Origin of the sequence: Nocardioides sp. NPDC006303, from assembly GCF_040613175.1 — a bacterium.
In the GTDB taxonomy this organism is placed as follows: domain Bacteria; phylum Actinomycetota; class Actinomycetes; order Propionibacteriales; family Nocardioidaceae; genus Nocardioides.
This window is the reverse complement of record NZ_JBEXRR010000021.1, coordinates 25,073-47,023: the sequence shown is the minus strand read 5'-3', so window position 1 is coordinate 47,023 and position 21,951 is coordinate 25,073. Positions and strand designations below refer to the sequence as shown.

The following is a 21,951-nucleotide window of genomic DNA, read 5'->3' as shown; positions in this document are numbered from 1 at the left end:
CAGCAATTCGACTGCCGAGCGGCGCCGACAGGGCTAGCCTGCAAGGTGATCCGCACCCCTCGGCACAGGAGCGCCCCATGAGCACTGAAGTCCCCAGGATCGATCGGCGCCGTCTGCTCGGCGCTGCCGCAGCGGGCGCCGTGGCGGCGCCGCTTCTCACCGGTTCCGCGGGAGCCTCGACCGAGCAGGTCTCACCGCTGGGCGGTGGCGAGGCGGTCAGGACCGGCGCCGAGCGAGCCGCCGGCGACGGCTGGTCGGTGCTGTCGGGCGATCGGGTCGGCATCATCACCAACCCCACCGGTGTGCTCCGCAACCTGCGCAACATCGTCGATGAGATGCACGAGTCGGGGGCGGTCCAGATCGCCGGTGTCTTCGGACCGGAGCACGGTTTCCGCGGCACGGCTCAGGCGGGCGGATCGGAGGGCACCTTCGTCGACGAGCGCACCGGGCTGACCGTCTACGACGCCTACGGCGCCAACGTGGCGAAGATGACCGAACTGTTCACGACCGCCGACGTCGAGACCGTCGTCTTCGACATCCAGGACGTCGGCTCTCGGTTCTACACCTACATCTGGACGATGTGGACGGCGATGCAGGCGGCCGTCGCGACCGAGAAGCGCTTCGTGGTCCTCGATCGCCCCAACCCCGTGGGCGGGACCGCCCGCGGACCGATGATGACCGCGGCGTACACCTCGGGCGTCGGCGCCCGCGAGATCGTCCAGCAGCACGGGATGTCGGTCGGCGAGCTGGCCCGGTTCTTCGACGGGGAGTTCCTCGAGGAGCACGCCGGCGGGCGGCTGGCGCAGCTCGACGTCGTCCAGGTCTCCGGATGGCGTAGAAGGACGTTGTACGCCGTCACCGGGCTCGACTTCGTCCTGCCGAGCCCCAACATGCCGACCCCCGACACCGCGCTCGCCTACCCCGGCACCTGCATGTTCGAGGGCACCAACCTCTCCGAGGGGCGGGGCACCACCAAGCCGTTCGAGCTGATCGGGGCGCCGTTCGTCGACCACCGCTGGGCCGCGGCGCTGGAGGAGGCGAACCTGCCGGGCGTGACGTTCCGGGAGGCGTACTTCAACCCCTCGGTCAACAAGTTCGCCGGCCAGGTCTGCGGCGGGGTGCAGGTCACGATCCAGGACCGCAACCGCTTCGATCCCGTCCGCACCGGCGTCGAGATGCTGGTCACCGCCAAGGCCCTCTACCCCGAGTTCGCCTGGCGCCAGGACTCCTGGGACACCGCCCGGCCGTTCTGGATCGACAAGCTCACCGGATCGACGAGGCTGCGTACGCAGATCGACGCGGGCGCCACCGGCGACGAGGTCGAGGCGGCCTGGCGAGACGAGCTCGCCGCCTTCGACTCGACCCGCCGCCAGTACCTGCTCTACCGCTGACCTCGCCCACCCGGCGAGGTCAGCGAAGGTCAGCGAAGGGCGGCGGTGGCGGCCGCGAGCGCGGTCACGCGGTCCCAGTCGCCGGAGGCGAGCGCGTCGGCGGGGGTGAGCCAGGAGCCGCCGACGCAGCCGACGTTGGCCAGAGCGAGATAGCTGGGAGCCGTGGCTAGCGAGATGCCGCCGGTGGGGCAGAAGCGTGCGTCGGGGAGCACGGACGGCAGCGAGCCCAGGTACTTGGCACCACCGGACGCCTCGGCCGGGAAGAACTTCATCGCGGTGTGCCCGGTCTCGAGCACCGCGAGGGCCTCGGAGACGGTGGCGGTGCCCGGCAGGAACGGCAGGCCGGTGTCGCGCATCGCGCCGAGCAGCGTCGGGGTGGCACCCGGCGAGACCAGGAACTGGGCCCCGGCCGCGGCGGCCTCCTTGGCGAGCACGGGAGCGGTCACGGTGCCGGCGCCGATCAGGACCTCCGGCACCTCCTCGGCGATGGCCCGGATGGCGTCCAGCGCCACCGGCGTACGCAGGGTCAGCTCGACCACGGGCACGCCACCCTCGGCAAGGGCACGGGCCACGGGCACCGCCTGGTCGACGGAGTCGACGACGACGACCGGGATCACCGGGGAGAGGTCGAGCAGGTCGGCGGAGGTGAGATCAGACATGAACGGGAGTCTCCTGGGGCGAGGCGAACTGGAAGACGGAGGCGCCGGTGTCGGCGGAGCCGACGGTGGCACGGAAGGCGGAGAAGAGCTCGCGGCCGGTGCCGCGCCACTCGGCGTCGAGCGGCGCCCGACCGGTGGTGGGACGGTGCGCGAACTCGTCGGCGTCGACCCCGATGCTCAGGGTGCCGGCGACGGCGTCGACGGTGATCAGGTCGCCGTCCTGCACGCGGGCGAGCGGCCCGCCGAGCGCGGCCTCGGGGGTGAGGTGGATGGCCGCGGGCACCTTCCCCGACGCACCGGACATCCGGCCGTCGGTGACGATGGCGACGTGCTGGCCGCGATCCTGCATGACCCCGAGAGCCGGGGTGAGCTTGTGCAGCTCGGGCATCCCGTTGGCCGCGGGGCCCTGGTAGCGCAGCACAGCGACGAAGTCACGACCGTCGAGGCGCTTCTCGGAGAAGGCGGTGAGGAAGTCGGCCTGGTCGTCGAAGACGATCGCGGGGGCGGAGACCACCTGGTGCTCGGGCGCGACCGCCGAGGTCTTGATGACGGCGGTGCCGAGCTCGCCGGTGAGCACCCGCAGACCACCGTCGGGTGAGAACGGGTCGTCGGCCGGGCGCAGCACGTCGAGGTCGCCGGAGACCGGGGCGCCCTCGACCAGCTCGATCTCGCCGTCGCGGGTGAGCCGGGACTCCTGGGTGTAGGCCGACAGGCCCGGGCCCAGGATCGTGGTCACGTCCTCGTGGAGCAGCCCGGCCTCGAGCAGCGTGCGGACCAGGAAGCTGACGCCACCGGCCGCGTGGAAGTGGTTCACGTCGGCGGAGCCGTTGGGGTACATCCGGCTGATCGACGGGACCACCGGCGACAGGTCGGAGATGTCGGCCCAGGTCAGCTGGATCCCGGCGGCGCGGGCGATCGCGACCAGGTGCAGGGTGTGGTTGGTGCTCCCGCCGGAGGCGAGCAGCGCGACGCACGCGTTGATGATCGACTTCTCGTCGATCATCTCGCCCACACCCGGACCGCCGGTGAGCGCCAGCTCGGTGGCACGCGCGGCGGCGGCGCGGTTGAGCGCGGCCCGCAGCAAGGTGTCCGGCGAGGCGAACGAGGAGCCCGGCAGGTGCAGGCCGAGCACCTCCATCAGCAGCTGGTTGGAGTTGGCGGTGCCGTAGAAGGTGCAGGTGCCGCGGGAGTGGTAGCTGGCGGCCTCGGCCTCGAGCAGCTCCTCGCGGGTGGCCTCGCCCGCTGCGTACCGCTGCCGGACGCGGGCCTTCTCCTTGTTGGGGAGCCCCGAGGACATCGGGCCGGCCGGCACGAAGACGGTCGGCAGGTGACCGAACGAGAGGGCACCGATCAGGAGGCCGGGCACGATCTTGTCGCACACGCCGAGCATCAGCGCGGCGTCGAACATGTCGTGCGAGAGGGCGATCCCGGCCGACATCGCGATCACGTCGCGGGAGAAGAGGGAGACCTGCATCCCGTCGCGGCCCTGGGTGATGCCGTCACACATCGCGGGTACGCCGCCGGCGACCTGCGCCAGCCCGCCGGCCCGCATCACCGCGGCCTTGAGGAGCGGCGGGTACGTCTCGTAGGGCGCGTGCGCGGAGAGCATGTCGTTGTAGGAGGTCACGATCGCGACATTGGGCTTCGCGGCGGGGGTGATCACCTTGAGCTCGGCCTTCGTCTGCGCGGTGGAAGCCGCGAAGCCGTGAGCCAGATTGCTGCACGCGAGCCGGCCGCGGGCGGGCCCGGTCGCGCGGGCGGAGGCGATGCGGGCCAGGTAGTCGGCCCGCGTGGCTGCGGAACGCTCGATGAGACGCGCGGTGACGTCAGCGACGGTGGGGGATACGGCAGTCACGGGTCCTCCAAAAGACAGTGTGCTTTCGCACACCTTGGCATGATCTTTGGATCGATACAAGTAAATCTTTGGTACATGAAAGACATAAGGGGCGTACGCTTCACCCCATGCCCGAGATGACAACCGCCGCCGACGTCCTCGCTCTGGTGCGCTCCGGACGCGCCCTGACCCGCAGCGATCTGCAGAAGACGACGGGTCTGTCGCGTACGGCTGTGGTTTCCCGGGTCTCGGCTCTCGTCGACGCCGGACTGATCCTCACCGGCGAGGAGCTCGCCTCCACCGGTGGCCGGCCGCCGGGCTCGTTGACCTTCAACGCCGACGCCGGGGTGGTGCTGGCGGTGGCGATCGGGCGCTCACGCAGCCAGCTCGCCGTCTTCGACCTCGACGGCCGCGAGCTGGCCGGCGACACCCGTGACCACGAGGTCGGGATCGCCGCCGACGACCTCATGCCCGACGTGACCGACCGCCTCGAGCGGCTCTTGGAGGGCATCGAGCCGCCCGTGCTCGGTGTCGGGATGAGCCTGCCCGGCGTCGTCGACCCCGTCCGCCTGGTCTCGGTCGACTCACCGGTGATGCGGGGCTGGGACGGCGTCGCGCTCGACCCCTACTTCGACCGGCTCACCGACGGACCTCTCGTGCTCGTCAACGACACCGACGCGCTGGCCACGGCCGAGCTCTTCGGCAGCGGGCTGCACCCGCGGGACGCGCTCGTCGTGAAGGCGTCGACCGGTCTCGGCCTGGCGGTCATCGCCGATGGCCGGGTGCTGCGCGGCCACGCCGGTGCCGTCGGCGAGATCGGCCACACCCGGGTCGAGTCCGCCGGCGAGCGGCCCTGCCGCTGCGGTGCCACCGGATGCCTGGAGACGGTCGCGGCCGGCTGGGCGCTGACCCAGGGCCTGGTCGACTCCGGCGTCTCCGCCGGACACATCCGCGACCTGGTCGCCGCCGCGCTCGCCGGCGACGCCATCGCCCGCGGCCTGCTGCGCGAGGCCGGTCGCCAGCTCGGCGAGGTGCTGGCGATCGCGATCAACCTGCTCAACCCCGAGGTCGTCGTCATCGGCGGCGACATGGCCGGTGCCTTCGACCTCTACACCGCAGGCGTACGCGAGACCGTCTACTCCCGCTCGACCGCCCTGGCCACCCGCGACCTGACCTTCGTGCCTTCCACCCACGCCGACTCCACCGGCATGGTGGGCTGTGCCGCGGTGGTCATCAACCACCTGCTCTCCCCCGAGCGCCTCGACGCCCACCTCGACGCCGTCGCCAAATGACCCCTACTTCGCTCCGACGGTGAAGGCGGCTTCGACCTCGGCATAGACCGAGATGTCGTCGGGATCGAAGGCCAGATCGGGCGCGCCCGAGTCCGACTTCCGGGCTGCGGCGGGGCCCATCTGCATTTCCAACGCCCCCGCCGCGTACGTCACCTCGCGGCTGACACCGACGTCGTTGATGCTCCGGACCGCGACCGGACCGAGGTCGAGCGCATCGGCGTAGTCCTGCGCGCGCACCTTGGCCTGGCGCACCGCCTCCTGGCGTACGTCACGCTCGACCTTCAGCCGGGTCTCCTTGGTCAGCTGCCACGAGACGTGGTCGACCCGGAGACCCTCGTTGCCCGCGGCGCGGCCGACCCATGTCGCCAGCGCCTTGAAGTCGACGAACTCCGCCCAGAGACCGACCGTGGCGCGGTGCACCAGCGGCAGCTGCTTGCCGTCCTTGTGCCAGGGCCGCTCGGCCGAGGTGCGCGCCCGCTGGATGACGAGCCTCTTGATCGCGCCCTCCTGCTCGAGCCGCTCGAGCTCCGTACGCACGCCGTGCAGCCCACGCCGCAGCTGCTCCATCACCGGCTCCGGCGCGGGACCGTCGAACCGGATCTCGGCAGACACCACCCCTCGTTCCGGCGGCACCTCGACAGTGTGGGACCCGCGCACCTTGATCAGGATTTCGCTCATATCAGGAAACGTACGCCCGACGTCCTATCCTCACCACGTGAACGCAACCAGCCGCCTGCGCCAGATGACCGGACGCGACCCGCACGAGGAGCATCGGGCCGCGACTCCCTTGGAGCTGCTCTTCGACCTCACCTTCGTCGTGGCCTTCGGCATGAGCGGCAACGAGCTGGCCCATCAACTCGCGGAAGGCCACGTCGTGGCGGGGATCGTGGCGTTCTGCTTCGCCTCGTTCGCGATCTGCTGGGCGTGGATCAACTACTCCTGGATGGCCTCGGCCTACGACACCGACGACTGGGCGTTCCGGCTGCTCACGATGTTGCAGATGGTCGGCGTGATCATCATGGCCCTCGGGCTGCCGGAGATGTTCGAGAGCGTCCACGAGGGCGACCGGCTCCACAACGAGATCATGATCGCCGGGTACGTCGTGATGCGGGTCGCGCTCTGTGGCCAGTGGCTGCGCGCCTGGCGCCAGGACCCGGGCCGGCGCGGGGCGCACCGGGTCTACCTCGTGTCCATCCTCAGCTCGCAGGTTCTGTGGTGCGTCATCGCCATCCTGCCGCTCGACGTGGCGACGGCGTTCGCCGCGATGATGGTGCCCCTGGTGATCGAGCTGGTCGGACCGTTCATCGCCGAGCGCCACTTCGGCGGCACTCCCTGGCACGCCGACCACATCGCCGAGCGCTACGGCCTGCTGACGATCATCACCCTCGGCGAGGGCGTGATCGGCACCGTCGCGGTGATGTCCGCGATCGTCCACGAGCCGGAGCTGGGCTGGAGCCTCGACGCGATCCTGCTGCTCGGCGCCGGTATCGGCCTGACCTTCGGCCAGTGGTGGACCTACTTCACGATCCCCTGGGCCACCATGCTCGAGCGGCGCCGCGACCGCTCGTTCCTGTGGGGCTACGGCCACATCCTGCTCTTCGCCGCGATCGCGGCCACCGGAGCCGGCCTGCACGTGGCCGCCTACCTGCTCGAGCACGAATCCAAGCTCGGCGAGGTCGGCACGGTCATCTCCGTCGCGCTCCCCGTCGGGGTGTACGCCTTGGTCCTCTATCTCCTCTACAACATGTTCATGCACGTCATCGACCCGTTCCACATCCTCCTGGTCGCCCTCACCGTGGCCGTGCTCGTCGCGAGCGTCGCGATGGCGATCGCGGGCGTGCCGGTGGCCTGGTGCCTCGTCGTCGTCGCCCTCGCGCCAGTCGTCACCATCGTCGGCTACGAGGCCGTCGGGCACCGCCACCTGGCCAGCCACCTCGACGCCCTCTGAGTGACCGGCGACCGGCCTCCCCACTCCTCCGCACACTTCCCCACTCGTACGGAACTTCCCCACGCTCCGGAGTGTGGGGAACCTCCGCAGGAGTGGGGAAGTCTTCGCGCGAGTGGGCCTCAGCCTGCGGTACGGACCATCGCGCGGATGCGCGCGACCGTCCCCTCGGGGTTGTCGAGGTCTTCCCAGGTCAGGCGGAGGATGCGATAGCCGGTGAGCTCACGGATCTCGTCCTCACGCTTCTTCTCGGCGAAGAGGGCGTCGGTGCCGGTCTGGCCGAACTTGCCGGAGTATTTCACCTTGCCGTCGAACTCGACGATCAGCCGCCACTCGTGCCAGACCCAGTCGACCGCGCCGACGAGGCTGCCGTCCGGACGGCGCACCTCCCACTGCTGCTCCGGCCGCGGAAGGCCGGCCTGGTCGAAGAGCCACGATGCGCGTGACTCGGCGACCGATCCCGACTGCGATCCGGCCAGGGCGACCAGGGATTGGAGCCGGCCCATCCGATGCCGAGCGTGCAGTGCGGCGTAGGCGGTCTCCAGGTCGGTGCGATCGAACTGTCTCAAGCGCAGCCCGGACTCCAAGAGACAGAAGGCTGCCTCCGGGTCGAGGTGAACGGCCGCCTCGAGCACGCACCGCTGCGGCTCGAGCACCCGGATGCCGGCGACGGTACGGAGCTCGAGGTCGCCCTTGCCCCGTTCGTGCTGCACGACATCGCCGATGATCCGTCCCGAACGGCCGTCGAGTCGGGTCACGTGGATCCGGGTCAGGTCCAGCCGCCAGTCGTCGATGGCGTGCGCGACCACCCCGCTCGCATGGCTGACCGCAACATCGGCCCCGAGCGAATGGACAGCCGCTCGCGTACGGAGCCAGTGTCGGGTGGTGGGCTCGAGCGGCGCCCACTCGTCGGCGAAGACGTAGGCGCCCTTGCGTAGGCGGTGCCATTCGCCGAGGCGCACCGCCGTACGGATGTCGTTGATGGTGCAGCCGGCGGCCAAGGCTTCGGCGCGCGTGAAGAACCCGGCCTTCCTGGTGATCTGGCGCAGTGACCTCATGGCGACAGCATCCGCGGGCAGGCGGCTCCGTAGAAGCGCGAATCAAAGACCTGTGGAGAACCCGGCCCCGAGCACGGCCTGTGGATGACAAGCGGCCCGTCGATCTTCCCCACGGACGGGGAGAGTCCCCCACAAATGAGCAGGTTCCCCACGCTCCGGAGCGTGGGGAACCTGCTTTAGGTTGGGGAAGTCTCCCCAGGAGGGGGACATCAGGGCTTCGGGTCGGGGCCGGGCTCGCCGTCCTCCGCCTCCTCGACCTCGTCGACCTGCTCGGCGGTGACGGTGTGCTCGTCGTCGCCGGCCGCCAGGATGCCGTAGAGCTTGCGCCGGGTGTCGGCGAGGACATCGGCGGCGGCCTGGCGCTGGGCGTCGGTGCCGGAGGTGGCGAGCTGCCACACGGCCGGGAGGACCTGGGCGAGCTCGCCGCCGAGGACTCCGAAGCCGGCCAGGTCACCCAGACCACTGGGACCACCACGGCCACCGCGACCCTGACCGCGGGCGTTGTCCACGGCCTTGTCGAACGGGGTCCAGACGGCTGCCAGCTCGTCGGCGTGCTCGGTGGCGTAGGTCTTGCCGGCCTCGGTCAGTCGGATCGCCCGGCGGCCGTGCTCGTCGTCGGACTCCACGAGACCCTCGTCCTCGAGCTGCTGGATGGTCGGGTAGACCGAGCCGGGACTCGGCCGCCACTCACCCGAGCTGCGCTCGGAGATCTGCTGGATCACCTGGTAGCCGTTGATCACCTGGCCCTGCTCGGCCGCTTCGGCCATCACGTAGATGATGGCGGAGCGTACGTCACCACGACGGACCCGGGGACCGGGCCGCTGCGGGGGCTGGTTCTCGAAGCCGAGCAGTGCCGCGATCCACGGCGGCGGACCAGCGGGTCCACGACCGCGACCGTGGTGGCCGCCCTGCCAACCGGGACCACCAGGTCCGCCCCAACCGGGACCGCCCTGCCAGCCATGGGAGCGGCGCGGGCCGCCCTTGCCGAACTCTCGACCCATCTGGTCGATCCACTCACCCCAAGGGTTGCTGTTGTTGTAAGTCATCAGGTTTCTCTCTAACTTTCGGAAGACTAGATCGCGTTCCTTCGCGATATATCGTGATCGTACGCCGGAGATCAGAGCGATTCAAGTCAAAAGCAAGGGAGCCCCCGAAGATCCGGGGGCTCCCTGAGTCAGACCCTGAGGGTCGTGAGTGCGATCAGACGCCGGGCGTCTGCGGCGGCGTCGGGTTCTGAACGGTCGGCGTAGCAGCCGAACGCGCGCCACTCTCGGCCTGGAGCCGCTCCAGCTGCCGGGCGGCAGCGTCGCGACCGCCGAGACCGAAGGCGAGCGCCGCAGCAGCGGCACCACCGACGACCACGGCACCGAAGCCGAGGTTGATGATCGAGTCGGCAAGCCCCATGAAGCTCAGCCCGATCGCGACGAAGAGCACGATCGTGGCGTACTTCAGGATCTGCGACACCGATCCCGGGACGATCTTCGCGAGCACCGAGGCGATCAGGACACCGGCGGCGATGATCGCGCCACCGAAGACGACCCGGCCACCGAGCTCGAGCACCTCGGCGATGAACCTGGTGATCTGCGGGAACTCCAGCATCTGCGCCGCCATCACGGCGAAGAAGAGCACGATGCCGATCTGGATCACCTTGGTGACGATCGGGGTCGCGCTCTGACCCTGCGGCAGCACGTCCATCGAGTGGAGGGCCCGGTCGAAGCCGAGCCCGTCGATGAGCTGACCGAGGATGTCGGCGGCGAAGCGGGCGATGACCACGCCGATGCCGAGCAGGATCGCGGCGGCGATGATCTTCGGGATCGCGGCCAGGATCATGGCGAGCATGAGCTCGGCAGGCCGCGAGATCGAGCTGATCCCGAGAATCTGCAGAGCGGCGATGGCCACCACGATCATGATGATCGCGTAGAGCACGAGACCGATGACCTTGATGATCTGCGCGGCCGTATTCGAGGGCGGAGCCGACGCGTCGTACGGGTCTGCGGTGGCGTCCACGCCCACCGTCTTGTCAACCTGGCCGGAGAGCTTGCTGCCACTGCCGATCCACTTGTCGAACGGGACCGCACCGAGTGCGGTCTCGACGAGCTGGCGGACGACCTTGGCGACGAGCGCACCGATGATGAAGACGAAGACCGCTCCGATCACGTTGGGCAGGAAGCCCAGCACGCCGTCGAGCAGACTCTTGATCGGGTCCAGCACAGGGCTGAGCTCGAACAGGTCGAGCAGCGCGATCAGACCGAAGAGCCACACCAATAGCGCGGCCACGGAACCGAGGCTCTTGCCGATGCTGTCCCCGTCGCTTCCAGCCTTCTGGAGCAGCGGGATCTTCGAGGTCAGCTTCGCGAACGCCCAAGCGACGATCTTCGCGATGATCCAGGTGACCAGGAGGATGACGATCGCGGCGGCCACTTTGCCACCGAGACCCACCCAGTCGATGTCCTTCACGGCATCCATTTGTCTCTCCCCTCAATAGGGTTTTCGGAGGAGGTGCCTGAGATCGACGAGCAGCCCGAGTGATGCGCGCAACAGGCACCCCTGCTCTTAGAGACGTTCGTCCAGTTGGGGCCGTGAAGCAAGTTTGGCGCTCCAGCGGACGCAAATCGGGAAATGATTTACAATCCGGCGCCTGCTGTAACCACTGCCGTGAAACGTGCCCTAAGAGACCAACCAGGCCGCGTACGCATCGAAGGAGTAGGGCCGGCCGAGGAAGTCGGCGACCAGGTCGGCGGCGTCCTTCTCGCCACCGCGGGCGAGCACCAGATCGCGGTAGCGGCCCGCCACCTCGGGGTCGAACAGGTTGTCCCGGTCGAAGGCGCTGAACAGGTCCTTCGCGATGACCAGCGACCACATGTAGGTGTAGTAGGCCGAGGAGTAGCCGCCCAGGTGGCCGAAGTTGGCGAAGAAGTGGGTGCCCTCGAGATAGGGGTAGGGAGAGTACGCGGCCTGGAGCTCCTCGAGCCGCTTGGTCAGGTCGTCGGGCTGCTCCTTGTGGAACCAGTAGGAGATCGCGGCGTAGAACATCTGCTGCCGGGCGTGGTAGCCCTTGCCGAAGTCGTCTGCGGCACGCATCCGCGCGACCAGGTCGGCGGGGATCGGCTCGCCGGCCGCGTTGGTGGCGAAGGTCTGGAGTACGTCGGCGTCCCAGGCCCACTCCTCGAGCATCTGGCTCGGCGCCTCGACGAAGTCCCACTCCGTCGCGACCCCGGAGAACCGCGCCCACTCGCCCTGCCCGCCGAGCACGTGGTGGATCAGGTGGCCGAACTCGTGGAAGAGGGTCACCACGTGGTCGTGCTCCATCAGACCGCGGGAGAAGTTGCAGACCAGCACGCCCTCGGGGAGCTGCCGGCCCTTCACGCCGGGGGCGAGGTCGAACTGCGCGGCGTGCTTGTACTTGCCCTCGCGGGGGTGCAGATCGAGGAAGATCCGGCCGAGGGGCTCGTCGCCGTCCTGCTGATAGACGTCGAAGACGCTCACGTCCTCGTGCCAGGTGACGACGTCGGAGACCGGCTCGTAGCGCAGACCGAAGAGTCGCCCGGTGACGTCCAGCAGGCCCTGGTGCACCTTCGCGAAGTCGAAGAACGTACGCACCACCTGGCTGTCGACGTCGTACTTCTCCTGCCGCACCAGCTCCTCGTAGTAGAGCGCGTCGGCGGCGGAGACCGCGCTCGCCCCAGGGACGTCGCGGGCGTAGCGGTCGAGGAGCACCTCGAGGTCGCGCTTCATCCGCCCCTCGGCGGCACCGGCGATCTTGTCGATGAACTCCGGGATCGCCGGCCCCTCGCCGATCATCTTCACCGCGGCGTCGAAGGCGGGCCAGTCCTCGTAGCCGACCAGGTTGGCCAGCTCGTGACGCAGCGCGAACATCTCCTTCAGGACCGCTTCGTTGTGCGGCCAGCCGCGCTCGAGACCGGCGACGGTGACGGCGCGACGGATCGCCGGATCCTTCACGAACATCCGGGCGGGAAGAGCGTCGGGGTAGTCGGTGGTGATCTCGACGAGCCCCTTGTCGTTGACCGGGTGCGCCTCCAGCCAGTCGGCTGGCATCCCGTCCAGCTGTTCGGGCGTGGCCAGGGTGATGCGTACGTCGTCCCGGGCCACCCGGGAGAACTCGAGGTTGAGCTCGGTGAGCCGTTCGTTGATCTCGGTCAGCCGGGCCCGGGTGGCGTCGTCGCGGTCGACGCCCGCGCGGGTGAAGTCCTGCAGTGTCTTCTCCAGGAACCGCTTGGCCAGCGGGTCGAGCGCATCCGTCTGGTCTGACGGGAGGTCCGCGAAGACGCGGTAGAGCACCTGGTCCTGGGTTAGCTCGGTGCGCAGCCGGTCGACCTCGACCTCGGTGTCCTCGCATGCCGTACGGACCGTCTCGACGGGGTGGACATTGGCGAGCAGACCGGTCAGGCCGCCGAGCGAACCGAGGTCCAGGGACAGCTCGTCCCAGGCCTTCAGCACCTCGATCGCCTCGCTCGGCGGCGCGGTCCGCAGCTTCTCGGCCAGCTCCCGCACATGGGTCAGCGTCGTGGACGTACGCTCCTTGACCCAGGTCTCCGCGGCGTCAGTCTCGGGCAGGGCAAGCGGTGGCGGCGTGGTCATGCGGGCAAGCCTGCCACGACCTGAAACGCTCCGCCGCCGAGATTCAGCGAAGCGTTGGATCAGGTCTGCGACTCACGCCTCGAGGCGCGGCGGTCCCGGGAAGCGGTGGATCTCCTGCGGCCAGTCGAGCGCGACCGCCATCCGGCCCGCCCAGTAGCGCGCGGTCTCGTCGTCGGGAACGTCGACGACGAAGAATCCCCCGAGGTGCTCCTTGGTCTCGACGTAAGGACCGTCGGTGAACACGGGCTCCCCGTCGTCGCCGAGCTCGACGCTGCAAAGAGCAGTCGAGGCGTCGATCCCGCCGTTGCCGTAGACGAAGACCCCCGCGTCCTTCATCTCCTTCGTCACAGCCATCGAGGTGTCTCGCTTGTGAACCAGCTGCTCCATGGTGTGCTCGTCCACCCACTCGTCATTGAACGCGATGATGTATTCCGGCATTTCGCTCTTCTCTCCTGTGTCGTCTGCGGCCCGGCGGCCGCCGTTCATCTCTTCTACGAACGCCTCCGCCCCGATCCGACAGCCCCGGACAAAATTCCGTCAGATACGTCCGAGCTGGTCCCGGCGCCTGGTCAGCAGCGCGACCTCGGCGGCGTTCTCGGCGAGCTCGATGGCCTTGTCGTACGCCGCGCGGGACTCGCCGCTGCGGCCGAGTCGGCGCAGCAGATCGGCTCGGGTGGCGTGGAAGGCGTGGTAGTCGTCCAGGCCGAGCCGGTCGATCTCGGCCAGCGCGACCTCGGGGCCGTCCAGCTCGGCGACGGCGATCGCCCTGTTGAGCCGGACGATGGGCGAGCTGTCGACCCGGATCATCTGGTCGTAGAGCGCGACGATCTGGGACCAGTCGGTGTCGCGGGCGTCGCGCACCGAGGTGTGGACGGCGTTGATGGCGGCCAGGATCTGGTAGCGCCCTGGCCGCGAGCCGCCGTTGGCGACGACCTCGAGCCGCTCGCGCACCAGCGCGTGGCCCTCGGCGATCAGCGCGAGATCCCACGAGCCGCGGTCCTGCTCGTCGAGCCGGACCAGCTCGCCGGTCGCCGAGATCCGTGCCGTACGCCGCGCCTCGATCAGCAGCATCAGGGCCAGCAGGCCGACGACCTCGCCGTCGTCGGGGAGCAGGGCGCGGACCAGCCGGGTCAGCCGGATGGCCTCGAGGGTCAGGTCGCCGCGTACGGGATTCTCGTGGTCGCCGGAGGAGAGGTAGCCCTCGTTGAAGACCAGGAAGAGGACGGCCAGGACGCCCGTGACGCGCTCGGGGAGGTCGGCCGCCTCGGGGACCCGGTAGGGGATGTGGGCGGCCTTGATCTTGGTCTTCGCGCGGGTGATCCGCTGGCCCATCGTGGTCTCCTGGACCAGGAAGGCGTTCGCGATCTCGGGCACGGTCAGGCCGCCGACCATACGCAGCGTCAGCGCGATCCGCGCCTCGGGCGCGAGCGCGGGGTGGCAGCAGGTGAACAGCAGTCGGAGCCGGTCGTCCTCGATGGCGCCGAGAGGCTCGTGCGGGGTGTCATCGTGCATCGCAACGGCCTCCTTCTGCTTGTCGTCACGTTTGGACTCGCGGCGGATCCGGTCGATCGCGCGGCGGTTGGCGGTGGTGGTGAGCCAGGCGCCCGGGTTGGGAGGTACGCCATCGAGCGGCCAGCGCTCGACTGCGACCGTGAACGCCTCGGCCGCGGCCTCCTCGGCGATGTCGAGGTCGCCGAAGCGCTTGGCGAGGCTGGCGACCACCCGGGCCCATTCCCCTTGGTGGGCTCGGGTGATCGCCTCGTCGATATCCGTCAACAGCGGTTCACGCCTCGGGGCCGGTCTGCATCGGGCGTACCTCGACCTTGCCGAGGCAGGCCGCGGACGCCTCGGCGGCAAGCTTGAGGGCGACATCGAGGTCGGGGACGTCGATGATCCAGAAGCCCGCCATGTACTCCTTGGCCTCTGCGTAGGGGCCGTCGGTGATGACCGGCTTCTCGCCCTGACCGTCGACGACGGTCGCCGTCTTGGCGGCATCGAGGCCGTCGGCGAAGACGAAGTAGCCCTCCTGCTGGAGCTTGTCGTTGAACTTCCCGGTCGCCTCGAACGACTTCATCATCTCTTCCTCCGAGGCGTAGCCGTAGTTGTCCTTCTCGTAGTCCGAGTCGGGACCCCAGACAGACATCAGGTACTTGGCCATGGTGCTCACTCCTTTGTGTCGGACGGCCTCGGTGGCCGCCTCTCACCCTTGCTACGAACGTCTACACCCCGATCCGACACCTCACAGCGGAATTTCTCCAGGTAAATTCATTCGCTTAGCATTGCGAACCATGTCGAAGACCGCGCAACGATGAGCATCAGCTCCAAGCTCAGGGGTGCCGTCGCGGACACCCGCCCTCTCCAGGAGCCGCACTTCCGGCGACTGTGGATCGCCGGGATCATCACGATGATCGGCGCGCAGATGACCGTCGTCGCGGTGCCGGCCCAGATCTATGCGGACACCGGCTCCTCGGCGTACGTCGGGCTGACGGGTGTCTTCGGACTCGTCCCGCTGATCGTCTTCGGCCTCTACGGTGGCGCGCTCGCGGACCACTTCGACCGGCGTACGATCCTGATGGTCTCGACGACGGGGCTGATCGGCACCAGTGCGCTCTTCTGGCTCCAGTCCGCGCTCGGCAACACCAACGTCTGGCTGCTGCTGTGCCTCTTCTCGGTCCAGCAGGCCTTCTTCGCGGTCAACTCGCCGACCCGGAACTCGCTGCTGCCCAAGATCCTGCCCGCGCATCTCCTCCCGGCCGCCAACTCGCTGCAGATGACGGTCTTCCAGGCGGGCGCCATCGCGGGACCGCTGGTCGCCGGCGTGATGCTGCCGTTCACCGGGTTCACCTGGCTGTACGCCATCGACACCGTCACGCTCTTCGCGACCCTCTACGCGGTCGTGCTGCTGCCGAAGATCCCCGTCGAGGGCGCCGGCTCGAAGGTTCCCGGACTGCGCTCGGTGTGGGACGGCTTCGCCTACCTGCGCCATCAGCCGGTGCTGCTGATGAGCTTCGTGGTCGACCTGATCGCGATGGTCTTCGCGATGCCGCGGGCGCTGTTCCCGCAGATCGCGCACGAGTCCTTCGGCGGCCCCTCTGAGGGCGGGATCGCGTTCGCACTGCTCTTCGCGGCCATCCCGGCCGGCGCGGTGATCGGCGGGATCTTCTCCGGCTGGGTCTCGCGGATCGAGGCCCAGGGGCGGGTGGTCATCTACTGCATCGGCGTGTGGGCCCTCGGCATCACCCTGTTCGGGCTCACGGTCGCGTTCGCGGACCACTTCACGACGTTGATGCTGGGCCTTGGCGTGTTCTTCATGATGGTCGCCGGCGCCGCCGACGTGGCCTCCGCGGCCATCCGGATGTCGATCCTGCAGTCGGCGGCCGACGACAACGTACGCGGTCGGCTGCAGGGGGTCTTCACGGTCGTCGTCGCGGGTGGCCCGAGGGTGGCCGACGTCCTGCACGGAGGCGCGGCGGCCGTGGTCGGCACCGCGATCGCGACCACCGGAGGCGGCCTGCTCAACCTCCTCGGGATCGCGCTGTGTGCGCTACTCGTCCCGAGCTTCCTCGCGTACCGGGTCAACCGGACCGGGACCACCGAGCACGAACTCTCGAAGTAGCCCGGCGAGCAGCTCGGGCTGGTCGATCGGCACCAGCGTGGAGGAGTCCTTGACGATCTCCAGCCGCGCGTCGGGATAGTGCGCGGCCAGGCGCGGACCGTGCTCGGCGGGCATCATCGTGTCCTGGTCGGCCCAGACGACGAGCACCGGCTTGGTGAACTTCTGCTGACCCTCGGCGAGCTCGAGCAGCTCGTCGCGACCAGGAGCACCGGCGGCGAACTTGATGAAGTCACGGCGGATCGCCCGGTCGGTCAGCGCCGCCGCGAACCAGCCGTGAACCAGGTCGTCGTAGAGGTGGTAGCTCTTGTCGACCGACATCCCGCCGTAGCCGGAGCTCATCTGCCGGAAGCTCTCCATGCGGAACAGCTGCAGCGCGGCGGTGAACAGCGGCGGCATCTTCGAGAGCACCGCGAGCGGCTTGGCCGCCTTGGGCGGGTAGTTGTCGAAGGCCTCGCACGCCACCAGCGCCAGCCGCGCGATGCGGTCGGTGCGGTCGGCGTTGATGAGGAACTGGCCACCGCCCCAGTCGTTGAGGACCAGGGTGACGTCGTGGAGGTCGAGCGCGTCGAGGAAGTCGCCGAGGATGTTCGCCACACCCTGCTGGCTGAGGTCCGCGTCGGGCCGCATGGGCTGCCGGTGACCGCCCAGCGGCAGCGTCGGCCGGATCACCCGGAAGCCACCGAGGTAGGGCAGCGCACGGCGCCACAGACGGCCGTCCATCGGCACTCCATGGAGGAGTACGAGGACAGGGCCGTCACCGCCGGTATCCTCGAAATCGATCGGACCGGCCGACAGCTCGACGCTGGGCATTCAGTGGGCTCCTCGAAGCAATGACGTGGGGTGCCCACACCTTGCCCCCCGGGGAACAGGCGTGCAACGGGAATCGCCCAATTCCCTACGCATCTGGGTATATCGCAGGTCTTAGGTCCCTGAGCCACTAGGGCCGTGTTATACGCCCCAGGGCTTCTGGTGGAGGCCGACGGGGACGCTCAGAGCCCGACCGGCAGGTCCTCCGCCGCGGCGAACGCCTCGATCCCCTTGGCCGGGCCGCGCTCGTCGATCGTCTCGATCAGGGCGGCGAGGTCGTCGCGGCGGTCCTGCGAGACCAGCCAGGCCATCAGGCGCTGGCCACGCGGGACGGTGGTCTCCTCGAAGGGGACGCCGGCGTCGTACCAGAACTCGAGGACGGCGCCGCGCAGCAGCGACCAGTAGCGGTCGGGGTCCTCGGTGGTGGGGTTGACGGCCGCGCGGAAGTGCTCCCACATGTCGATCGGGAGGATCTCGGTGCGCAGCGTACTCATCAGCTTCGCCGAGCCCGAGCCGGCCACGAGCTCGACGGTCTGGCGCTTGGTCGTGATCCGCTCGAGAAGGTTGGCGATCTGGGCGCGCTTCTGGGTCGCGGAGGAGAAGTCGGAGCGGACCCGCCAGTCGTAGACGACGTCGGAGAGGATGTCGAAGCTCCTGGCGGCCAGGAAGGCCTGGGTCAGGGCCACCTGGTCCTGATAGCGGGTGCGCTCGGGGAAGGTGATCTCGTTGTCGGTCCAGAAGGACCGCCGGAAGATCTTGTTCCACACGAACACGTCCGCGAGCATCAGCGGGGCGTCCTCGATCCGGCACCTGAGGCGTGTCCGGGTGTGGTTGCGACGCATCAGCGGGGTGACGTACCTCCGCTCCTCGCCGTTCACGAGGGTGACGCGCTCGGCCGAGCCGGCGACGAAGTCGGAGCCCGTACGCCGCAGCGTCTTCACCATCGAGCTCCAGGCATCCCGGGGCAGGATGTCGTCGGGGTCGACGAAGGTGAGCAGGTCACCGGTGGTGGCCTCGATCCCGGTGTGGCGGGCGATGGAGACACCGGAGTTGGGCTGGGAGATCAGCGTGACCCGAGGGTCCTTCGCGGCGATGCCCTTGACGATCTCGGCCGACCCGTCGGTGGAGCCGTCGTCGACGACGATCACCTCGATGGCACAGAACTCACGCAACGGCTGATGAAGGATGCTGTCGAGGCTGTCGGCGACGTAGTCGGCCACGTTGTAGACAGGCACGACGACGCTGAGCAACCTCGGCTTCCTCCTTCTGATTCCCCCCACGCGCATCAACTCTAATTGGGTGCGCATCAGCGCGTCCTAGCGATGGTGAGCGTGTCGACCTCGGAGCCGTCGGTGGCGATGACTTCGAGGTCCAGCCTCGCCTGCCCGTGGGCGTCACGCGGGTGCGCATCGAAGAACGCGACCGAGTGGGTCGCGTCGCCGACCGCGCGGTAGGTCGTCGGCTCGGGGATCTTCAGGCCGTTCTTGTCCGTGTAGTAGGACAGCACCGGCAGCACATCGGGATAGGTCGAGCCGCCACCGCCGCCGGCGGTGATGTAGATCGTCCCCTCGTTGGTGCTGACCGTGGCGCCGCGCGGCGCCTCCTGGACCGGCTTGCCGTCGCGCATCAGGTGGGTGCGCTCGTAGCAGTGGTTGTGGCCATTGATCACGACGTCGACCTGGTAGCGGTCGAAGAGCGCCTCCCAACGGTCGCGGATGCCGCCGTCCGAGGCGTGCGCGATGTTGGTGCAGTAGGCGCACTGGTGGAAGCCGACGAGGATGAAGTCGATGTCTTGACGGGCCCGGAAGGCGGACAGCCGCTCCTCGAGCCAGCTGTCCAGCGTCTCGCCGAGGTAGCCCGCGTTCCGGGTGTACTCGTACGTCGCGTCGTTGCCGTCGAGGGCGATGAAGGCGACGTTGCCGCGGACGAAGGAGTAGGTCTCCTGTCCGCCGCCGGCGCCGTTGCCTGGGTGACGGAAGCGGGCGCGGTGGCCGTCGTAGCCGAGCTCGCCGTTGCCGTTCTCCATCTCGTGATTGCCGACGACGGTCATCCACGGGATCGCGTCGGCGCTGGGCTGGATCTGGGTCAGGAACTCGTCCCAGACGCCGAAGTCCTGCTGCAGCTCCCCGCTCTTGCCCTGACCGCCGGTGTCGGCGTACGCGATGTCACCGACGACGAACGCGAACTCGGCGCGCTGCTGACGGATCAGGTTCACGTTGCGCGCCGCGTCCTCGGCCACGCCCATGTCGCCGAAGGCGGCGAAGCGGAAGGACCCGGTGGCCTTCGGGGCGGTGGTGAACGAGCCCCTGGTCGCGGTGCCCCCGTCGTGGCTGAGCCGGTAGTAGTAGCGCGTGCCCGGTCGCAGGTCGCTGAGGTCGACGTGGTGGTAGACACTGTCGACCCGGATCGAGGAGAGCGACTCCGGTCGCAGGGTCAGGCCGTAGTCGGGTGTCACGCCCAGATCGAGCCGCGGTGCCTGCACCGACCCGGCGGTCGACCAGGAGACGTTCATCTGCTTGACCGGGTTGGCGCCGTACGAAAGATGTACGCCGGTGGCCGGTGCGGCAGACCTGGCCGCCTGCGTCCACAGCATCGGGCCGGCGACGACACCGGCACCACCGATCAGGCCGGCCTTGAGGATGGTGCGCCTGGAAGGGGCCGTCATCGTCGGGCCAATGTGGGGGCTATCGGTCACGGGAGGATCAACGCATAGGTAGACGAGACGTTAGGCCACGTGCGGTGTCGCCGGGGTGAACGAGGGGTGATCGTTCGTCATGCGGCGACGTACGATGCGGCCATTTGCGCACCGAAGGCTGCGTTGTCGCGCACCAGCGCGATGTTGGTCGCCAGCGAGTCGCCGCCGGTCAGCTCGACGATCCTGGCGAGCAGGAACGGGGTGATGTCCTTGCCGTGGATGTCGCGGGCCTCGGCATCTGCGAGAGCCTGGTCGATGTGTTTCCCGATCACGTCGGCGGGGATCTCGTCGGCGGCCGGGACCGGGTTGGCGACGACCAGGCCGCTGGGGAGGCCGAGCTCCCAGGTCGCCTTCATGACCGCGGCGGCCTCGCCGGGGCCGTCGATGCGCAACGGCGCCGCGAACCCGGAGCTGCGGGAGTAGAAGGCCGGGAACTCGTCGCTCCCGTTGACCAGGACCGGCACCCCGTAGGTCTCCAGGGTCTCCAGGGTCAGGCCGATGTCGAGGATCGACTTCACGCCGGCGCTCACCACCGCGACCTGGGTGCGGGCGAGCTCGGTCAGGTCGGCGGAGATGTCGAAGGACGTCGCTGCGCCCCGGTGTACGCCACCCAGCCCGCCGGTCACGAACGTCCTGATCCCGACCATCGCCGCCAGGCGCATGGTGGCCGCGACGGTGGTCGCGCCGTGGAGGCCGCGGGCGACGACGTAGGGGAGGTCGCGGACGCTGACCTTGGTCACGTCGGGGTCGGAGGCGAGGAGCTCGAGGTCGTCGGGCGACAGTCCGGCACGAGGGATGCCGTCGAGCAGCGCGATCGTGGCCGGGACGGCGCCGTTGTCGCGCACGATCTGCTCGACCTCGGTGGCCATCTTGACGTTGTCGGGATAGGGCATGCCGTGGCTGATGATCGTCGACTCCAGCGCGACGACCGGGCGGCCCTCGGCGAGCGCGACCCCGACCTCTTCGGTGAGCCGGACCTTCACGCCAGCTCCCGGACGAGGCTCTCGCTGAGGTCCATCCGGACGGTGTCGTGGGTGCCGCAGGTCAGCGCTGCCGCGGCGTGCCCGAACCGGGCCGCCGCGACCAGGTCGACGTCTCGGAGGAGCTCGTGGGTGAACGCGGCGAGCATCGCGTCGCCGGCGCCGGTGACGTCGACGACGTCGGTCGGCACGGCGGGAAGCTCTTGGTAGATGTCGTTGTAGCTGATCACGGAGCCGCGGGCGCCGAGGCGCACCCAGACGACGCCGACACCGCGGTCGTGCAGCGAGTGGATGGCCTTCTCGATCTCCGCGTCGGTGCCGGCGGGCAGATCGGTCAGCGCGGCCAGCTCGGCCTGGTTGGGCGTGACCAGGTAGAGCTCGCGATCGGCCCGGATCAGGTCACGCGCCCGCCTCGCCTTCGGCACCGAGACCGGGTCGAACACGACGGGCACGTCGAACTCGCGGGCCAGGTCGATCGCCACGTCGGCGGTGCGGACCGGGATGTTGCCTTCGACGAGCACGCCGCGAGCGTTCTTGATCAGGTCGCGGGCCGCCTCCACGACCAGCGGGGAGAACTCGTCGGTCGCGGCCATGTCGGCCACCGCGACCACCAGCTCGCCGGAGGAGTCGAGCACGGCGTTGTAGGTGCCGGTGCGTACGTCTGCCCGGCGTCGGACGTAGGTGCAGTCGACGCCGACGTCCTCGGTGTAGCTGATCACCTCGTCGCCGATCGGGTCGTCGCCGACGACCGAGACCAGCGCCACCGAGTCACCCAGCCGGGCGAGGTTCTCCGCGACGTTGCGGCCCACTCCGCCGGGCGAGAGGCCGGCGGATCCGGACATGCTCGAACCCATCACCACCTGCTCGTGTGCACGAGCGTGGAGATCCATGTTGGAGCCGCCGATTACGACGATGTCTGGCGGAGATTGCGGGTTCATCACTTGAATCGTAAGTGGGGTGCACAGATCGCGCCCCCTCATAAAGTATGAACTTGGCACGGCCGAGGCGTGTCCCTGCTCTCACCCGGCTCTTGTCGCAGACTGCCGGACAGCGCTGCGCCGCTGATGCTAGATTC

19 protein-coding genes are annotated in these 21,951 nt (G+C 69.1%); 4 read left to right on the top strand and 15 right to left on the bottom strand.

What is annotated here, in order from left to right:
• Positions 1-77: 77 nt before the first annotated feature.
• The gene (locus tag ABZY89_RS17055) at positions 78-1,391 is read left to right on the top strand and encodes a DUF1343 domain-containing protein (protein WP_355229058.1); all 1,314 of its coding nucleotides are present in this window, start codon (positions 78-80) and stop codon (positions 1,389-1,391) included.
• 29 nt (positions 1,392-1,420) lie between these two features.
• On the opposite strand, the gene eda is transcribed toward ABZY89_RS17055, so the two are convergent.
• Both eda and edd read right to left on the bottom strand, forming a co-directional pair.
• Positions 1,421-2,050 carry a bifunctional 4-hydroxy-2-oxoglutarate aldolase/2-dehydro-3-deoxy-phosphogluconate aldolase gene (gene eda, locus ABZY89_RS17050; RefSeq protein WP_355229056.1) on the bottom strand — a complete coding sequence of 210 codons (630 nt, stop codon included), beginning with the start codon at positions 2,048-2,050 and terminating at the stop codon, positions 1,421-1,423.
• A complete protein-coding gene (gene edd, locus ABZY89_RS17045) occupies positions 2,043-3,905 on the bottom strand; it encodes a phosphogluconate dehydratase (RefSeq protein ID WP_355229054.1) in 1,863 nt (620 codons plus the stop codon). Before edd ends, eda begins: the two co-directional genes overlap by 8 nt.
• 107 nt (positions 3,906-4,012) lie before the next feature.
• On the opposite strand from edd, the gene ABZY89_RS17040 reads away from it, so the two are divergent.
• Positions 4,013-5,176 carry an ROK family protein gene (locus ABZY89_RS17040; RefSeq protein ID WP_355229052.1) on the top strand — a complete coding sequence of 388 codons (1,164 nt, stop codon included), beginning with the start codon at positions 4,013-4,015 and terminating at the stop codon, positions 5,174-5,176.
• A gap of 3 nt (positions 5,177-5,179) precedes the next feature.
• Here ABZY89_RS17040 and ABZY89_RS17035 read toward each other — a convergent pair whose 3' ends face one another.
• Positions 5,180-5,854, bottom strand: a complete 675-nt coding sequence (locus ABZY89_RS17035; RefSeq protein WP_355229050.1) for an SIMPL domain-containing protein — start codon at positions 5,852-5,854, stop codon at positions 5,180-5,182.
• A 37-nt stretch (positions 5,855-5,891) separates the two neighbouring features.
• Between ABZY89_RS17035 and ABZY89_RS17030 the strand changes: the two genes are divergently transcribed.
• On the top strand, positions 5,892-7,124 hold the full coding sequence (locus ABZY89_RS17030) for a low temperature requirement protein A (protein WP_355229048.1): 1,233 nt from the start codon (positions 5,892-5,894) through the stop codon (positions 7,122-7,124).
• Positions 7,125-7,243: 119 nt separating this feature from the next.
• Here the strand turns inward: ABZY89_RS17030 and ABZY89_RS17025 are convergent, their stop codons facing one another.
• From ABZY89_RS17025 to ABZY89_RS16995, 7 genes are all read right to left on the bottom strand, one after another.
• Positions 7,244-8,179, bottom strand: coding sequence for a type IV toxin-antitoxin system AbiEi family antitoxin domain-containing protein (locus ABZY89_RS17025; protein ID WP_355229046.1), 936 nt, complete (start codon positions 8,177-8,179; stop codon positions 7,244-7,246).
• Positions 8,180-8,388: 209 nt separating this feature from the next.
• The gene (locus ABZY89_RS17020; RefSeq protein WP_355229044.1) at positions 8,389-9,225 is read right to left on the bottom strand and encodes a PadR family transcriptional regulator; all 837 of its coding nucleotides are present in this window, start codon (positions 9,223-9,225) and stop codon (positions 8,389-8,391) included.
• Positions 9,226-9,379: 154 nt separating this feature from the next.
• The gene (locus tag ABZY89_RS17015) at positions 9,380-10,645 is read right to left on the bottom strand and encodes a mechanosensitive ion channel (RefSeq protein ID WP_355229042.1); all 1,266 of its coding nucleotides are present in this window, start codon (positions 10,643-10,645) and stop codon (positions 9,380-9,382) included.
• A 201-nt stretch (positions 10,646-10,846) separates the two neighbouring features.
• Entirely contained in the window at positions 10,847-12,778 is a 1,932-nt protein-coding gene (locus ABZY89_RS17010; RefSeq protein ID WP_355229041.1) for a M3 family metallopeptidase, read from the bottom strand.
• 72 nt (positions 12,779-12,850) lie between these two features.
• On the bottom strand, positions 12,851-13,216 hold the full coding sequence (locus ABZY89_RS17005) for a YciI family protein (RefSeq protein WP_355021804.1): 366 nt from the start codon (positions 13,214-13,216) through the stop codon (positions 12,851-12,853).
• Between the two features lie 99 nt (positions 13,217-13,315).
• Positions 13,316-14,554 (bottom strand): RNA polymerase sigma factor, encoded by a 1,239-nt coding sequence (locus ABZY89_RS17000; RefSeq protein WP_355229039.1) that lies wholly within the window; start codon positions 14,552-14,554, stop codon positions 13,316-13,318.
• Between the two features lie 7 nt (positions 14,555-14,561).
• Positions 14,562-14,936: a YciI family protein gene (locus tag ABZY89_RS16995; protein WP_355229037.1), complete on the bottom strand. Its 375-nt coding sequence runs from the start codon at positions 14,934-14,936 to the stop codon at positions 14,562-14,564.
• 150 nt (positions 14,937-15,086) lie between these two features.
• On the opposite strand from ABZY89_RS16995, the gene ABZY89_RS16990 reads away from it, so the two are divergent.
• On the top strand, positions 15,087-16,394 hold the full coding sequence (locus tag ABZY89_RS16990; RefSeq protein WP_355229035.1) for an MFS transporter: 1,308 nt from the start codon (positions 15,087-15,089) through the stop codon (positions 16,392-16,394).
• On the opposite strand, the gene ABZY89_RS16985 is transcribed toward ABZY89_RS16990, so the two are convergent.
• The 5 genes from ABZY89_RS16985 to ABZY89_RS16965 form a co-directional block, all read right to left on the bottom strand.
• On the bottom strand, positions 16,323-17,204 hold the full coding sequence (locus ABZY89_RS16985; protein WP_355229033.1) for an alpha/beta hydrolase: 882 nt from the start codon (positions 17,202-17,204) through the stop codon (positions 16,323-16,325). The genes ABZY89_RS16990 and ABZY89_RS16985 overlap by 72 nt on opposite strands.
• Positions 17,205-17,383: 179 nt before the next feature.
• Positions 17,384-18,451, bottom strand: coding sequence for a glycosyltransferase family 2 protein (locus tag ABZY89_RS16980; protein WP_355229031.1), 1,068 nt, complete (start codon positions 18,449-18,451; stop codon positions 17,384-17,386).
• A 56-nt stretch (positions 18,452-18,507) separates the two neighbouring features.
• Positions 18,508-19,866 (bottom strand): metallophosphoesterase family protein, encoded by a 1,359-nt coding sequence (locus ABZY89_RS16975; protein WP_355229029.1) that lies wholly within the window; start codon positions 19,864-19,866, stop codon positions 18,508-18,510.
• 107 nt (positions 19,867-19,973) lie between these two features.
• Positions 19,974-20,879, bottom strand: a complete 906-nt coding sequence (locus ABZY89_RS16970) for a pseudouridine-5'-phosphate glycosidase (RefSeq protein ID WP_355229027.1) — start codon at positions 20,877-20,879, stop codon at positions 19,974-19,976.
• Entirely contained in the window at positions 20,876-21,814 is a 939-nt protein-coding gene (locus ABZY89_RS16965) for a carbohydrate kinase family protein (RefSeq protein ID WP_355229025.1), read from the bottom strand. The genes ABZY89_RS16970 and ABZY89_RS16965 overlap by 4 nt, the downstream gene beginning before the upstream one ends.
• Positions 21,815-21,951 lie beyond the last annotated feature (137 nt).